We start from the raw sequence: 14503 nt of genomic DNA, 5'->3' as shown, positions 1-14503 counted from the left end.
ACACCGACCAATTCCGGCCAATGCACCCATGCGCAAAGGCCGCCCCTCGGTGAGAGGGGCGGCCTTGTGTTCTACGAATGCGCTGCTGGACGCGGTGCGGGGATCAGCCCTCGACGCCCAGCTTCTCCGGACTGTGCTGATTATTCTTTCGGGGCAAGCCGCTCAAGAATGAGCTCCCGGACGCGCGCCGCGTCCGCCTGGCCACGGGTGGCCTTCATGACCGCGCCGACGAGCGCGCCCGCCGCCGCGACCTTGCCGGAGCGGATCTTATCGGCGATGCCCGCGTTGGCCGCGATGGCCTCGTCGACGGCCGTGCCCAGCGCGCCCTCGTCGGAGACGACCGCGAGACCGCGGCCGGCGACGACCGCGTCGGGGTCGCCCTCGCCCGCGAGCACGCCCTCGATGACCTGCCGGGCGAGCTTGTCGTTGAGGGAGCCCTCGGCGACCAGCGCGCACACCCGGGCGACCTGCTCCGGGGTGATCTCCAGGGCGGCGAGGTCGGTACCGGCCTCGTTCGCCCGACGGGCCAGCTCACCCATCCACCACTTGCGCGCGGAGGCGGCGTCCGCGCCCGCGTCGATGGTGGCGACGATCAGATCGACGGCACCGGCGTTGAGGATGGACTGCATGTCGTGCGCGGAGACGCCCCACTCCTCGCGCAGCCGGTTGCGGCGCACGCGCGGCAGCTCGGGCAGGCCCTTGCGGAGCTCCTCCACCCACTCCCGGGAGGGAGCGACCGGCACCAGGTCCGGCTCGGGGAAGTAGCGGTAGTCCTCGGCGTTGTCCTTGATGCGACCGGCCGTGGTCGACCCGTCCTCCTCGTGGAAGTGCCGGGTCTCCTGCACGATCGTGCCGCCGGAGGACAGCACCGCCGCGTGCCGCTGGATCTCGAAGCGGGCGGCGCGCTCGACGCTCCGCAGCGAGTTGACGTTCTTCGTCTCCGAGCGGGTGCCGAACTTCTCGGTGCCGTTCGGGCGCAGCGACAGGTTCACGTCGCAGCGCATCTGGCCCTGCTCCATGCGGGCCTCGGAGACGCCGAGCGCCTTGATGAGCTCGCGCAGCTCGGCGACGTAGGCCTTGGCGACCTCGGGGGCCCGCTCGCCCGCGCCCTCGATCGGCTTGGTGACGATCTCGATGAGCGGGATGCCGGCCCGGTTGTAGTCGAGCAGGGAGTGGGACGCGCCGTGGATACGGCCGGTGGCGCCGCCGACGTGCAGCGACTTGCCGGTGTCCTCCTCCATGTGGGCGCGCTCGATCTCCACGCGGAAGATCTCGCCGTCCTCCAGCTGGACGTCCAGGTAGCCGTTGAAGGCGATGGGCTCGTCGTACTGGGAGGTCTGGAAGTTCTTCGGCATGTCCGGATAGAAGTAGTTCTTCCGGGCGAAGCGGCACCACTCGGCGATCTCGCAGTGCAGCGCGAGACCGATCTTCACGGCCGACTCGACGCCGACGGCGTTGACGACCGGCAGCGAGCCGGGCAGGCCGAGGCAGGTGGGGCAGGTCTGCGCGTTGGGCTCGGCGCCCAGCTCCGTGGAGCAGCCGCAGAACATCTTGGTCCTGGTGCCCAGCTCGACATGGACTTCGAGGCCCATGACGGGGTCGTAGGACGCCAGCGCGTCCTCGTACGACACCAGATCAATGGTGGTCACGGAAAACTAACCTCTCAGTCCGCGAGGACGTCGTCGCTGCTCATCCGGCGCAGTTCGCGCACGAGCAGGGCGACACCGGTGGCGATGGCGGCGGCGGAGACGACGGCGTCCACGAGCTGCAGGGTGTCCTGCTCGCCCCGGGCCTTCTTCGCCTGCTTGATGACGCTCACGGCCCCGAAGAGCGTGGTGCCGATGGACAGGTACGTGCCGGGCCGGGACTTCTTGAAGCCCTTGGCCTTCGCGAGCTTGCCGGTCTTTTCGGTCACAGTGACGGTGCCTCCTCGAGCAGCGGGTGACCCCAGCGGGCGTTGAACGCGGCCTCGACCGCGGCACCGACCCGGTAGAGCCGGTCGTCGGCCATCGCGGGCGCGATGATCTGCAGGCCCACCGGCATCCCGTCCTCGGGCGCCAGACCGCAGGGCAGCGACATGGCGGCGTTGCCGGCCAGGTTGGTCGGGATGGTGCACAGGTCGGCGAGGTACATCGCCATCGGGTCGTCGGCCCGCTCGCCGATCGGGAACGCCGTGGTCGGGGTGGTCGGCGAGATCAGCACGTCGACACCACCCTCCCCGAAGGCCTTCTCGAAATCGCGCGTGATGAGCGTACGGACCTTCTGCGCGGAGCCGTAGTACGCGTCGTAGTAGCCGGAGCTGAGGGCGTACGTACCCAGGATGACGCGGCGCTTCACCTCGTCGCCGAAGCCGGCCTCGCGGGTGAGCGCGGTGACCTCCTCGGCGGACTTCGTGCCGTCGTCGCCGACGCGCAGGCCGTAGCGCATGGCGTCGAAGCGGGCCAGGTTGGAGGAGCACTCGGACGGCGCGATGAGGTAGTACGCGGCCAGGGCCAGGTCGAAGGACGGGCAGTCCACCTCGACGACCTCGGCACCGAGCTCCTTCAGCAGCTCCACGGACTCGTCGAAGCGCTGCAGGACACCCGCCTGGTAGCCCTCGCCGCGGAACTGCTTGACGACGCCGACGCGCATGCCCTTGACGTCGCCGTTCCGCGCCGCCTCGACGACCGGCGGGACCGGGGCGTCGATGGAGGTGGAGTCCAGCGGGTCGTGGCCGGCGATGGCCTCGTGCAGCAGGGCCGCGTCCAGGACCGTACGGGCGCAGGGCCCGCCCTGGTCGAGGGAGGAGGAGAAGGCGACCATGCCGTAGCGGGAGACGGCGCCGTAGGTCGGCTTGACGCCGACGGTGCCGGTGACGGCGGCGGGCTGGCGGATCGAGCCGCCGGTGTCCGTGCCGATGGCGAGCGGGGCCTCGTACGAGGCGAGGGCGGCGGAGGAGCCGCCGCCGGAACCGCCGGGGATCTTGGTCAGGTCCCAGGGGTTGCCGGTGGGGCCGTACGCGCTGTTCTCCGTCGACGACCCCATGGCGAACTCGTCCATGTTGGTCTTGCCGAGGATGACGACGTCCGCTTCCTTGAGCTTGCGGGTGAGCGTCGCGTCGTACGGCGGGATCCAGCCTTCGAGGATCTTGGAACCGACGGTGGTCGGGATCCCCTTGGTGGTGAAGATGTCCTTGAGCGCGAGCGGGACACCGGCCAGCGGGCCGAGCTTCTCGCCGCGCTCACGCTTGGCGTCCACCTCGCGAGCCTGGGCCAGCGCGCCCTCGCGGTCGACGTGCAGGAAGGCGTGCACCTTCTCGTCGACGGCCTCGATGCGGGCCAGATGCGCCTCGGTCACCTGGACGGCGGTGACCTCGCCCGAAGCGATCTTCGCGGCGATCTCGGCCGCGGTGAGCTTGATCAGGTCGGTCATGTCAGTCCTCCCCCAGGATCTGCGGCACCTTGAAACGCTGCTGCTCCTGGGCCGGGGCGCCGGACAGCGCCTCCTGCGGGGTCAGCGACGGACGGACGTCGTCCGAGCGCATGACGTTGGTCAGCGGCAGCGGGTGGGACGTCGGCGGTACGTCCTCGTCGGCCACATCGGAAACGCGGGCGACCGCGCCGATGATGTCGTCGAGCTGCGTGGCGAAGTGGTCGAGCTCTTCGTCCTTCAGCTCCAGACGTGCCAGCCGTGCGAGGTGGGCGACCTCCTCGCGCGTGATGCCAGGCATGCGGCGATCCTCAGGGTTCGTGACGGTTCTGGGCGGGTTATTGCGCCCAATCCTATGGCGCGGCGAGCACTGCCCGCGAAACGGTTTCGCTGGGCGCTGTGCCGATGCCGATTTCCGCACCGTCGGGGAGGGATCCGCAGCGCCGCGCGGGCCGCCTGCGGCGGGCTGTGAGTGGGGTCCCGGGCCTCGGACCTGTCCGACGGGGCTTCGGCTGCGGGCCCGTCGTTGCCGCCACTCGCCTGACCGGCGGGCCTTCGGCTGCTGACCGCTGTGCCGCCTGCGGCGGCGAGCGCCCTGCGGGCGCGTCCTCAAACGCCGGACGGGCTGTTGTGCTGTCTCCCCGGCGCGACGCGCCCGCCCAGGGCCGGCACTCCATCCCGCCGCAACGGCGCGCACCCACGACGGCGCGGTCCGGCGGTGCCCGACGGACCGGCCTGGGGCGTGGCCCCACCGGCCACCGCTCCCGGGCCCTGGCGGAACCGACCCGTGGGGGGGAACCGCCGTACCAGCCCGACCGCTAGGTCACGGGCTGGTCCGCTTCCTCCTCCGCCGGGGCCGTGGACGTCGCGGCCGCCGCCGCGGCGGCGGCCGCGTGGAGGGGTTCGTCCTCGCGGTGCCAACCGCTTTCGCTGCGCAGTCGCAGCCACGCCGTCGTCTCGTCCGGCGGCATCGCCGCCGCGACCAGCCAGCCCTGGACCGCGTCGCAGCCCAGGTCCCGCAGGCGCTCCCAGGTCTCGTCGTCCTCGACGCCCTCGGCGACGACGACCAGGCCGAGGGAATGGGCCAGGTCGAGCGTGCAGCGGACGATCTCGGCGTCCTCGTTGTCGATGGCGAGGCGGGCGACGAAGGAACGGTCGATCTTGAGCTCGCTGACCGGCAGCCGACGCAGGTGGACGAGGGAGGAGTAGCCGGTGCCGAAGTCGTCGAGGGACATCTTCACGCCGTGGCCGGTGAGCCCGGCGAGGGTGTCGGCGGCGCGCTGCGGGTCCTCCAGAAGGACGTGCTCCGTTATTTCCAGCTGGAGCGATCCGGCGGGGACGCCGTGCCGGGCGAGGCGGGCGGCGACCGAGCCCGCGAAGCCCGGTGTGTGGACGTCGCGCGGCGAGACGTTGACCGCGACAGGCACCTCCAGGCCCATGGCGCGCCACTTGGCGACCTGTCCGAGGGCGGTCTCCAGGACGTACTCGGTCAGCCGGGGCATCAGGCCGGACGATTCGGCTATCGCGATGAACTCGTCCGGCGAGACCCTGCCGCGCTCGGGGTGCACCCAGCGCACCAGCGCCTCCAGCCCCGCGACGTGACCGTCGAAGCCGACCTTGGGCTGGTAGTGCAGCTCGACGTCGCCCGCGTCCAGGGCGCGCCGCAGATCGCCCAACAGGCCGAGCCGGTCCGGGGTGTTGCCGTCGCGACGGGCCTCGTAGACCTCGACTCCGCTGCGATCCCGCTTGGCCTGGTACATCGCCACGTCGGCGCGGCGCAGCAGCCCTTCCGCGTCGAGGGCGTGGTCGGGGTAGACGGCGACGCCGGCGCTGGCTTCGAGGACGAGGGTGAGGCCGTCCAGGTCGAGCGGTGAGCCGAGCGCGGCGACCAGCGACCGGGCCACCCGCTGGGCGCTGGTCAGGGAGTCGGTGGTGGGCAGCAGTACGGCGAATTCATCGCCGCCGAGCCGGGCGGCCTCCGCGCCGTGCGGCAGCGCGAGCCGGAGCCGCTCGGCTATCTGCAGCAGCAGCCGGTCGCCTGCGAGGTGGCCGAGGGTGTCGTTGACGGACCGGAAACGGTCGAGGTCGATGAGGACGAGGGCGGCGCGGTCGCCGGCCTGCTCGGCCTCGTCGAGGGCGTTCCAGGTGCTTTCCAGCAGCCATTGGCGGTTGGGCAGCCCGGTGAGGGGGTCGCGGAGCTGTTCCTCGGCGCGGGCGTGGGCGATCCACAGCGTGGAGTCCAGGGCGATGAGCGGGACCGCGAAGAGCGGCAGCAGCAGGGGCGCGTGGTCGGCGACGACGGCGATGAGCGGGGCGATGCCGAGGAGGGCGCCGCCGACGAGCGCCTGCCGGACCAGGGCCGTGCGGGCGATGCTGCTGATGCCGCCGTTGCGCGGGGCCATGGAGTACCAGAGCAGGGCGCGGGTGACGACGAGGTAGAGGAAGGCGGCGACGCCGATCTGGGGGATGTCGGTGAGCTGCCAGGTGTCCGGGAGCCAGGGGTCCTCGACGGTGGCGGCCGTCCCGCACAGGGCGAGGGCGAGACCGGCGGCGACGATCCCGAGGATGTCCACCGCGACGTGGAGTAATGCCTGCCGCCAGCGGTGCCTTCGGGCGGCGGCGACGAGGGTGACGACGGCGATGCTGATGAGGGCGGCCGGGACCCAGCCGTAGAGCATCAGGACGGCGAGGGTGAGGGCGGCGCCGGAGCCGGTGCCGCCCCACCAGCGGTCCCGGCCGAGCGCGACGAGATGGGCGACGATGAGCGCCGTCAGCGTCGCCAGCGACCAGCCGACGGCACGGCCGGGAAAGAGCCCGTGTCCGGTGCTGAGTGCCCAACAGATTCCGGTGGCGAGCGCGAGCGCGGCCATCACGACACAGACCGCCGGCAGCGCGGGCGGGGGGACCCGGCGCAGCCGCGAGGCCGGTTCGGCGCTGTCGGTGGGTTTCATGCCCGTCCCTCTCACAGCCGGCGGTGCCCGCGCCACGGCAGGCGCACATCTCAACAGTAGGCCGCAGAAGGCCACGACGGGCAGCGATCGGCAGCGGTTGCCCGATTGCGATCCGCCCTCCTCCGGCCTTTGGTAGGCGCTGTAGAGGTAATGCCCACTGACTATGCGGGCATTACTCCGCTGGGGTGGCGACCTGGGTGCCGCCACCCCCGCGCGCCCCCCGGCGAGCCGGTGAGCTGGCTAGCCGGCGGCGGGTACGTCGGCCTTGCCGGCACCCGAACCGGCATCGGGACCGGCCCCCGCGCCGTCACCCGAACTGTCGTCCGTGCCGGCGCCCGCGCCACCCTCCTGGGGGACCGCCGCCGCGCGGGCCGCCTCGGGCCCTTCGGCGAGCAGCACGGCGAAGCCGTCCTCTTCCAGGACGGGGACCTTCAATTGCATGGCCTTGTCGAACTTCGACCCGGGGTTGTCCCCCACGACAACGAAGTCCGTCTTCTTGGAGACCGATCCGGTCACCTTCGCGCCCCGGCTCTGGAGGGCTTCCTTCGCTCCGTCACGGGTGTGGGAGGCCAGCGTTCCGGTGACGACGACCGTCAGCCCCGCCAGCGGGCGGGGGCCTTCGTCCTCGCCGACCTCTTCTTCCATGCGGACGCCGGCGGCCTTCCACTTCTCCACGATCTCGCGGTGCCAGTCCTCGGCGAACCACTGACGCACCGAGGCCGCGATGGTGCCGCCGACGCCCTCGACGGCGGCCAGCTCCTCCTCGCTCGCCTCGGCGATCCGGTCCAGCGAGCGGAATTCCCGGGCCAGCGCGACCGCCGCGACGGGCCCCACATGGCGGATGGAGAGCCCGGTGAGGATGCGGGAGAGCGGGCTGGACTTGGCCCGCTCCAGCTCGTTCATGAGCTTCTTGGTGTTCTCCTTCGGCTCGGGAGGCAGCGTGCGCTTCTCCTCCCCCCGGCCCACCGTCTTCCCCTGGCCGTAGAAGTACGGGACGAGGAGGCGGTCGTCCTCGGCCGCGCCCTTGCGGGTGTCGCGGCGCCACATGCGGACGTCGCGCAGGTCCTCGACCTGGAGGTCGAACAGGTCGGCCTCGGTGGTGAGCGCGCGGGGGCCCTCGTCGGGGCTTGTGAGGGCGCGGACCGTCTCCTCGCCGAGCGCCTCGATGTCGAGCGCCTTACGGCCCGCCAGGTAGAAGATGCGCTCCCGCAACTGTGCCGGACAGGACCGGGCGTTGGGGCACCGGAGGTCGATGTCGCCCTCCTTCATCGGGCGTAGCCCGGCCCCGCACTCCGGGCACTCGGCGGGCATCACGAACTCCCGCTCGGTGCCGTCGCGCAGATCCACCACGGGGCCCAGGATCTCGGGGATCACATCGCCGGCCTTGCGGAGCACGACGGTGTCGCCGATGAGGACGCCCTTGGCCTTGACGACCTCCTGGTTGTGCAGGGTGGCGAACTCGACCTCGGAGCCCGCGACGGTGACCGGCTCCACCACCGCGTACGGGGTGACGCGCCCGGTGCGGCCGACGCCGACACGGATGTCGACCAGCTTGGTGTTGACCTCCTCCGGGGCGTACTTCCAGGCGATGGCCCAGCGCGGGGCGCGCGAGGTGGAGCCGAGGCGGCCCTGGAGGGGGATCTCGTCGACCTTGACGACCGTGCCGTCGATCTCGTGCTCCATCGAGTGCCGGACCTCGGGATCGCCGTAGTGGGCGATGAACTCCCGCACCCCGGCCAGCGAATCGACGACCTTGGCGTGCGCCGCGGTGGGCAGGCCCCACTCACGCAGCAGTTCGTACGCGTGCGACTGGCAGTCGATGTCGAAGCCCTCGCGGGCGCCGATGCCGTGCACCACCATGTGCAGCGGCCGGGTCGCGGTGATCTTGGGGTCCTTCTGGCGCAGCGAGCCGGCCGCCGCGTTGCGCGGGTTGGCGAAGGGCGGCTTGCCGGCTTCCACCAGGCGGGCGTTCAGCTCCTGGAACTTCTCCATCGGGAAGTAGACCTCGCCGCGCACCTCGACGAAGGCGGGGACGCGGTCGCCCTGGAGCCGGTTGGGGATCTCCTCGATGGTGCGGACGTTGGGCGTGATGTCCTCGCCGGTGCGGCCGTCACCGCGGGTGGCGGCGCGGACGAGCCGGCCGCGCTCGTACGTGAGGTTGACGGCGAGTCCGTCGACCTTGAGCTCGCACAGGAAGTGGTACGGGGTGCCCTCGCCGATGTCCTTGGCGACGCGCTCGGCCCAGCCGGCCAGCTCTTCGTCGTCGAAGGCGTTGTCGAGGGAGAGCATGCGCTCGCGGTGCTCGACGGCGCTGAATTCCGTCTCGTAGGACCCCGCGACCTTCTGGGTGGGCGAGTCGGGGGTGCGCAGCTCCGGATACTCCTCCTCCAGGGCCTCCAGCGAGCGCAGCAGCTGGTCGAACTCGGCGTCGCTGACGACCGGGGCGTCCTTCACGTAATACCGGAAGCGGTGCTCCTCGATCTGCTCGGCCAGCAGCGCGTGCCTCTCCCGCGCCTCCGCGGGTGCCGTAGCAAGCGGCGTCTTCGCCTCGAGCTGTTCGCCGTGCTGTTCGCCAGCCACCGTCTCGTCCTCCCGTTTATTCCAGAGCGCAGTCACTCAGGGTTGTCTGCGAGTGATCTCGCCGCCCGGGCGCAGTGGCCGAGGGCCGCCCGGGCATATGCGGGCGAAGCGCCCGCGAGCCCGCACGACGGGGTGATCACCACGGACTCCGCGAGAGTCCCCGGCGACAGCCCCAACCTGCGCCACAGCGTCCTGACACCCATGACGCTACCGGCAGGGTCTGACAATGGACCGTCCACGCCCGGCACCACGCCAACGAAGAGCTTGGTGCCGGCCTCTGCGGCCTCGCCGATCACCTCGTCATCACGCTCGGTGAGCAGAGAGAAATCGAACGAGACGCCCTCGACGCCGGCTCGGCGGAGCAGTGCGAACGGCACACCGGGGGCGCACGAGTGCACGACGGGGGGTGCGCCGGTGACGTCCCGCGCGAGGCTCACCAGGTCGCGCAGCGCGCCCTCGACGACGGCCCGGTCGGGGGCGCGGTAGGTGCGGTAGCCGCTGGCCGTGCGGACCTGGCCGAGCAGCACGGCGGTCAGCGACGGTTCGTCGAGCTGGAGCACCACCTGGGCGCCGGGCACCCGGCGCCGCACCTCCGTCAGATGGTTCCGCAGCCCCTCCGCGAGGGAGGCGGCCAGGTCCCGGCAGGCGCCCGGGTCGCTCAGCGCCGCCTCGCCGCCGCGCAGTTCGAGGGCGGAGGCGAGGGTCCACGGGCCGACGGCCGACACCTTGAGCGGACCCTCGTACCCCTGGGTGAACTCCTCGATCGCGTCCAGGTCCTCACCCAGCCACGACCGTGCGCGCCGGGTGTCCCGGCCCGGCCGGTCGCTGATCCGCCAGCCGCTCGGCTCGACGTGCGCGAACACCTCCACGAGCAGCCCGGCGGTCCTGCCGATCATGTCGGCGCCGGGCCCGCGCGCGGGCAGCTCCGGCAGATACGGCAGGGCCTCCAGCGACCCCGTGACGGTTTTCGCGGCCTCTCGCGCGTCCGTCCCGGGCATCGAACCGACCCCGGTGGCGACGCCCGCACCCCAGCTGAACTTGCTCTTCTCGCTCACGCAGGAAGGGTACGGGGCCGGACCGGTCTCATGCCCGCGCCGGTGGCCGACCGCGGGCCCGCCGGAGTCCGCTCAGCGGCCCGGCCGGACCGTCAGGTCGTTGATCTCCGCGTCCCGCGGCAGGTCGATGGCGAGCAGGATGGTCGTCGCGACGGACTCGGGGTCGATGTACGCCGCCGGGTCGTACTCCCTGCCCTCCTGCTGGTGCACCTTCGCCTGCATGGGGGTGGCGGTGCGTCCGGGGTAGACGCTGGTGACCCGGACGCCGTTGCCGTGCTCCTCCTCGCGCAGCGCGTCGGCGAGCGCCTTGAGGCCGTGCTTGCTCGCCGCGTACGCGCCCCAGTTGGCATGGGCGCGCATCCCGGCACCGGAGTTGACGAAGACCACGTGCCCCTTGGTGACCCGCAGCTGCGGCAGGAACAGCCGGGTCAGCTCGGCCGGGGAGACGAGGTTCGCCGCGAGCTGGCGGTTCCACGCCTTGGGTGCCAGGTCACCGACGCCGCCGAGGTCGCAGACGCCCGCGATGTGCAGCAGCGAGTCGACGTGGTCGGGCAGTGTCTGCTGGCTGAGGGCCCAGGCCAGCCGGTCGGGGTTGGACAGGTCGCCGACGAGCGTGCGGGCGCCGGGGAACTGCGCGGCCAGTTCCTTGGCCCGGCCCGCGTCCCGCGCGAACAGATACAGCTCGTCGCCGCGCTCGAGCAGCCGCCGGGCGACCGCCGCCCCGATGCCGGAACCGGACCCAGTGATCAGATGTGTTGCCATACCGCCCAGCTTGCCCTACTGAATCCCCGCGGACTCCTCCAGGTACGCCATCGCGCCCACGCCGTCCTCCGCGAAGAACACCAGGTCGGCGAGGGGAAGCGGCAGAAAACCCTCCGCGTCCATCCGCTGGAACTGCTGCTTCAGCCCGTCGTAGAAACCCGCGGCGTTCAGCAGCACCACGGGCTTGGTGTGCATTCCGTGCTTCTTGAGCTCCAGGATCTCCGTCGCCTCGTCGAGCGTTCCGGTGCCACCGACCATGATCACGATTGCGTCGGCCCGCGCGAGCAACTGTGCCTTGCGCTCGGCGAGATCCTTGGTGATCACCATTTCGTCGGCGTCCTTACGGGCCTTTGCCGCGAGGAATTCCACCGAGATCCCGACCAGCCGCCCGCCGTGCGCCTGGACGCCGTCCGCCATGACCTTCATCAGGCCGGACTCCGAACCGCCCCAGACCAGGGTGTGCCCGCCCTTGCCGATGAGTTCGGCGAATTCCCGGGCGGGGGTGGTGTAGCGGTCGTCGAGGTCGGCGGCGGAACAGAAGACAGAAATACGCATAAGCCCACGGTACGCGTGCGGATATGCGGCCCGACGGCGACTCGACCCCGCCGGAACAAGGGCGCGAATCGTACGGACCTCCGCTATGACCTGCTTTCGGACATCCTCTGTCCCGTTTCCGGATCTGTTCCGTCGCGACCCCGTCACAGTTCCCGCCGCGATTTGGGGGCTCGGCCCGGCATTGCTAGCCTGACGTGCGCTCGTCAAACGGGCGTAATCAAGCCATTCCTCGGGGGAGTTCTCACGTGAAGCTTCGTCATGTCCGCGGCGCCGCTGTATTCGCCATCGCCGTCGTCGCCCTGACCGGTGCGCGCGGCAGCCACGGCGGCAGCTGTGGTGGCGGGTCCAGCCACCACAGCTCCTCGTCCTCCTCCGGCGGCAGCAGCAGCACCTCGGGCGGTACGTCCGGTGACTCGACCAGCGGCCTCACGAGCGGCGGCACGACCTCCTCCGGTACGACCTCCGGCACGACGAGCGGCACGTCCGGCGACTCGACGACCTCCTCCGGCTCGACCACCTACGGCTCGACCGGCGGCAGCGGCAGCCGGAACTCCGCGATGCGGGACATCAAGATCCTCGACTGCGCGTACACCGACCGGCTGGGCATCACCGCGAAGCTGGCCGCCACCAACAGCAGCTCGACGGCCTCCTACGACTACCGCATCACCGTGAAGTTCACCGGCCCGGACGGTGCCGTCGTCGGCACCCGCAACCCGTCCATCCCGTGGGTCCAGCCGGGCAAGACGAGCAACCTCGACGTCTCGACCCCCTACGTCCCCAAGCCGGGCGGCCCCACGAGCGGCGGCAAGTGCGAGGTCACGAACGTCGTGCGCACCACGACGCAGCACTGACCTCCGAGGGACACCTCTTCGTCCGGCGGCGCCGGGTGCCGGAAACACCGGCGCCCGGCGCCGCCGTGTGTGCGGGCCGGGCGTACCGGGACAGTCGTTCGGCAGTCGTCAGCCGCTGTGGGCCGCGCCCGCCGGGACGCGGTCGGTCGCGGCGATCGTGGCCGAGCCGACGACCCGGGTGCCGTCGTAGAGCACGATGGCCTGGCCGGGGGCCACGCCGCGGACGGGCTCGTCGAAGGACACGCGGAGCTCCTCGCCGACGAGCTCCGCCGTCACCGACGTCTCGCCGCCGTGCGCGCGCAGCTGCGCCGTGTACGTGCCGACGCCCTGCGGGGCCACCCCGCACCAGCGGGGCTTGATCGCGGTCAGGGCGGTCACGTCCAGGGCCTCCACCGGGCCGACCGTCACCGTGTTGTTCACCGGGGAGATGTCCAGGACGTAGCGCGGCTTGCCGTCGGGGGCCGGGTGGCCGATGCGCAGGCCCTTGCGCTGGCCGATGGTGAAGCCGTACGCGCCCTCGTGGGTGCCGACCTTGGTGCCGGTCTCGTCGACGATGTCGCCCTCGGACGTGCCCAGGTGCTTGGCGAGGAAGCCCTGGGTGTCTCCGTCGGCGATGAAGCAGATGTCGTGGCTGTCGGGCTTCTTCGCCACGGCCAGACCGCGGCGCTCCGCCTCGGCCCTGATCTCTTCCTTGGTCGTCAGGGTGTCGCCCAGCGGGAACATCGCGTGGGCCAGCTGCTTCTCGTCCAGCACGCCCAGGACGTACGACTGGTCCTTGGCCATGTCGCTCGCGCGGTGCAGCTCGCGGGTGCCGTCCTCGTTCAGCACGACCGTCGCGTAGTGGCCGGTGCAGACCGCGTCGAAGCCGAGCGCGAGGGCCTTGTCGAGCAGCGCCGCGAACTTGATCTTCTCGTTGCAGCGCAGGCAGGGGTTGGGCGTGCGCCCGGCCTCGTACTCCGCGATGAAGTCCTCGACCACGTCCTCGCGGAAGCGCTCGGCGAGGTCCCAGCAGTAGAAGGGGATACCGATGACGTCGGCGGCGCGGCGGGCGTCGCGCGAGTCCTCGATGGTGCAGCAGCCGCGCGCGCCCGTACGGAAGGACTGCGGGTTCGCGGACAGCGCGAGGTGCACACCGGTCACCTCGTGCCCGGCTTCGGCGGCGCGGGCGGCCGCCACGGCGGAGTCGACACCGCCGGACATTGCGGCGAGTACGCGGAGGCGACGGCCGTCACGAGGCCCTGAAGGTGCACCGGGGAAGTCAGTCATAGCTCTACCAGAGTAAGGGGTGCGTCCGGACGGGCTGGAAAACCAGCCCGTCCGGCGCTTGAGGACCGGGGTCCGGGGCGGAGCCCCGGCTGGAACCAGAGCGGCGCCGCACACGTTCTGCGCATCAGGGGGTCACACGTGGAACGAAAACGCATCAGCCGTCGCGGGCTGCTGATCGGCGGCGGGGCCGCCGTGATGGCCGCCGGGGCCGCGGGGTACGCGGGGCGGGACGGGCTCGTGCGCTGGTGTTATCGGGCCGCCGGGCTGGAGCATCCGCGCACGGACGGCGAGCTCGACCACGACGGCGCCGAGTGGGTCGCCGCGTCGTCGGCGAACTGGCGGTGGGCGGACCGGCCGGCCGACTACACCGTCGACCGGGTCGTCATCCACGTGGTCCAGGGCAGCTACGGCGACGCCCTCCGGGTCTTCCGCGATCCCCTGCACCAGGCCGCCGCGCACTACGTCGTGCGCAAGGACGGCCATGTCGCGCAGACCGTCCGCGAGCTGGACGTGGCCTTCCACTCCGGGAACCGCCGCTTCAACGAGCGCAGCGTCGGCATAGAACACGAGGGCTACGTGGACCGGCCCGGCGATTTCACGGACGCGATGTACCGGGCGTCGGCCGCGCTCACGGCCGGGATCTGCGCGCGCTACGGGTTCCCGGCGGACCGGGACCACATCGTCGCCCACTCCCAGGTGCCGGGCACGGACCACACCGATCCCGGCCCGCACTGGGACTGGGACCGGTATCTGAAGCTCGTCCGGGCGGCGAGCCGCTAGCACCTGACTGGCGGATCACGCGGGCGCACCACCGCTGCGCGGCGGTGTCCTCAATCGCCGGACAGGCTGTTTCGGCTGACCTCAGCGGAAACAGCCTGTCCGGGAGCACCTCCCAGCGGTAGCCGGGGGAGATTGAGGACGCGCCCGCAGGGCGCTCGGCGGCAACGACGGCCCGCAGCCCGAAGACCCATCGGACACGCCCTAGACGAGTCATTCCGATGTGATCAGTGGTCATAAGCGATCAAGGAGCGTATGACGGGCTGGCCGGTCTTGTGGTTGTGCCAGATCGCGGCGG

12 protein-coding genes are annotated in these 14503 nt (G+C 71.5%); 2 read left to right on the top strand and 10 right to left on the bottom strand.

Annotated features, from left to right (window positions below):
- Positions 1-140: 140 nt before the first annotated feature.
- The 9 genes from gatB to ACZ53N_RS06500 all read right to left on the bottom strand — a co-directional run bounded on the left by gatB (position 141) and on the right by ACZ53N_RS06500 (position 11311).
- A complete protein-coding gene (gene gatB / locus ACZ53N_RS06540; RefSeq protein WP_469139835.1) occupies positions 141-1649 on the bottom strand; it encodes an Asp-tRNA(Asn)/Glu-tRNA(Gln) amidotransferase subunit GatB in 1509 nt (502 codons plus the stop codon).
- A gap of 14 nt (positions 1650-1663) precedes the next feature.
- Complete coding sequence (locus ACZ53N_RS06535; protein ID WP_356452815.1) at positions 1664-1915, bottom strand: hypothetical protein; 252 nt, start codon at positions 1913-1915, stop codon at positions 1664-1666.
- Positions 1912-3411, bottom strand: coding sequence for an Asp-tRNA(Asn)/Glu-tRNA(Gln) amidotransferase subunit GatA (gene gatA / locus ACZ53N_RS06530; protein WP_130880054.1), 1500 nt, complete (start codon positions 3409-3411; stop codon positions 1912-1914). Before gatA ends, ACZ53N_RS06535 begins: the two co-directional genes overlap by 4 nt.
- 1 nt (position 3412) lies before the next feature.
- Complete coding sequence (gatC, locus tag ACZ53N_RS06525; protein ID WP_130880053.1) at positions 3413-3709, bottom strand: Asp-tRNA(Asn)/Glu-tRNA(Gln) amidotransferase subunit GatC; 297 nt, start codon at positions 3707-3709, stop codon at positions 3413-3415.
- 517 nt (positions 3710-4226) lie between these two features.
- Entirely contained in the window at positions 4227-6359 is a 2133-nt protein-coding gene (locus ACZ53N_RS06520; protein WP_469139834.1) for a putative bifunctional diguanylate cyclase/phosphodiesterase, read from the bottom strand.
- A 240-nt stretch (positions 6360-6599) separates the two neighbouring features.
- Positions 6600-8939 carry an NAD-dependent DNA ligase LigA gene (gene ligA / locus ACZ53N_RS06515; protein ID WP_469139833.1) on the bottom strand — a complete coding sequence of 780 codons (2340 nt, stop codon included), beginning with the start codon at positions 8937-8939 and terminating at the stop codon, positions 6600-6602.
- Between the two features lie 32 nt (positions 8940-8971).
- On the bottom strand, positions 8972-9994 hold the full coding sequence (locus tag ACZ53N_RS06510) for a methionine synthase (RefSeq protein WP_469139832.1): 1023 nt from the start codon (positions 9992-9994) through the stop codon (positions 8972-8974).
- Between the two features lie 72 nt (positions 9995-10066).
- Positions 10067-10756 carry an SDR family oxidoreductase gene (locus ACZ53N_RS06505; protein WP_365371721.1) on the bottom strand — a complete coding sequence of 230 codons (690 nt, stop codon included), beginning with the start codon at positions 10754-10756 and terminating at the stop codon, positions 10067-10069.
- 15 nt (positions 10757-10771) lie between these two features.
- A complete protein-coding gene (locus ACZ53N_RS06500) occupies positions 10772-11311 on the bottom strand; it encodes an LOG family protein (RefSeq protein ID WP_469139831.1) in 540 nt (179 codons plus the stop codon).
- A 245-nt stretch (positions 11312-11556) separates the two neighbouring features.
- Here ACZ53N_RS06500 and ACZ53N_RS06495 point away from each other — a divergent pair, with 245 nt between their 5' ends.
- Complete coding sequence (locus tag ACZ53N_RS06495) at positions 11557-12162, top strand: hypothetical protein (RefSeq protein ID WP_469139830.1); 606 nt, start codon at positions 11557-11559, stop codon at positions 12160-12162.
- Positions 12163-12270: 108 nt separating this feature from the next.
- Here ACZ53N_RS06495 and mnmA read toward each other — a convergent pair whose 3' ends face one another.
- Positions 12271-13428, bottom strand: coding sequence for a tRNA 2-thiouridine(34) synthase MnmA (mnmA, locus tag ACZ53N_RS06490; RefSeq protein WP_469139829.1), 1158 nt, complete (start codon positions 13426-13428; stop codon positions 12271-12273).
- 195 nt (positions 13429-13623) lie between these two features.
- Here mnmA and ACZ53N_RS06485 point away from each other — a divergent pair, with 195 nt between their 5' ends.
- Positions 13624-14208 carry an N-acetylmuramoyl-L-alanine amidase gene (locus tag ACZ53N_RS06485; RefSeq protein WP_469139977.1) on the top strand — a complete coding sequence of 195 codons (585 nt, stop codon included), beginning with the start codon at positions 13624-13626 and terminating at the stop codon, positions 14206-14208.
- The last annotated feature ends 295 nt before the right edge of the window (positions 14209-14503 follow it).

This window comes from Streptomyces sp. NPDC033229 (assembly GCF_055576875.1).
This window is presented reverse-complemented; position numbering and strand designations above follow the sequence as displayed.

What these genes read in the sequence shown, in the direction of transcription:
- gatC (WP_130880053.1), bottom strand. Translation starts at nt 3,709, where the DNA reads ATGCCTGGCATCACGCGCGAGGAGGTCGCCCACCTCGCACGGCTGGCA.
- gatA (WP_130880054.1), bottom strand. Translation starts at nt 3,411, where the DNA reads ATGACCGACCTGATCAAGCTCACCGCGGCCGAGATCGCCGCGAAGATC.
- mnmA (WP_469139829.1), bottom strand. Translation starts at nt 13,428, where the DNA reads ATGACTGACTTCCCCGGTGCACCTTCAGGGCCTCGTGACGGCCGTCGC.
- ACZ53N_RS06520 (WP_469139834.1), bottom strand. Translation starts at nt 6,359, where the DNA reads ATGAAACCCACCGACAGCGCCGAACCGGCCTCGCGGCTGCGCCGGGTC.
- ACZ53N_RS06505 (WP_365371721.1), bottom strand. Translation starts at nt 10,756, where the DNA reads ATGGCAACACATCTGATCACTGGGTCCGGTTCCGGCATCGGGGCGGCG.
- ACZ53N_RS06485 (WP_469139977.1), top strand. Translation starts at nt 13,624, where the DNA reads ATGGCCGCCGGGGCCGCGGGGTACGCGGGGCGGGACGGGCTCGTGCGC.
- ACZ53N_RS06500 (WP_469139831.1), bottom strand. Translation starts at nt 11,311, where the DNA reads ATGCGTATTTCTGTCTTCTGTTCCGCCGCCGACCTCGACGACCGCTAC.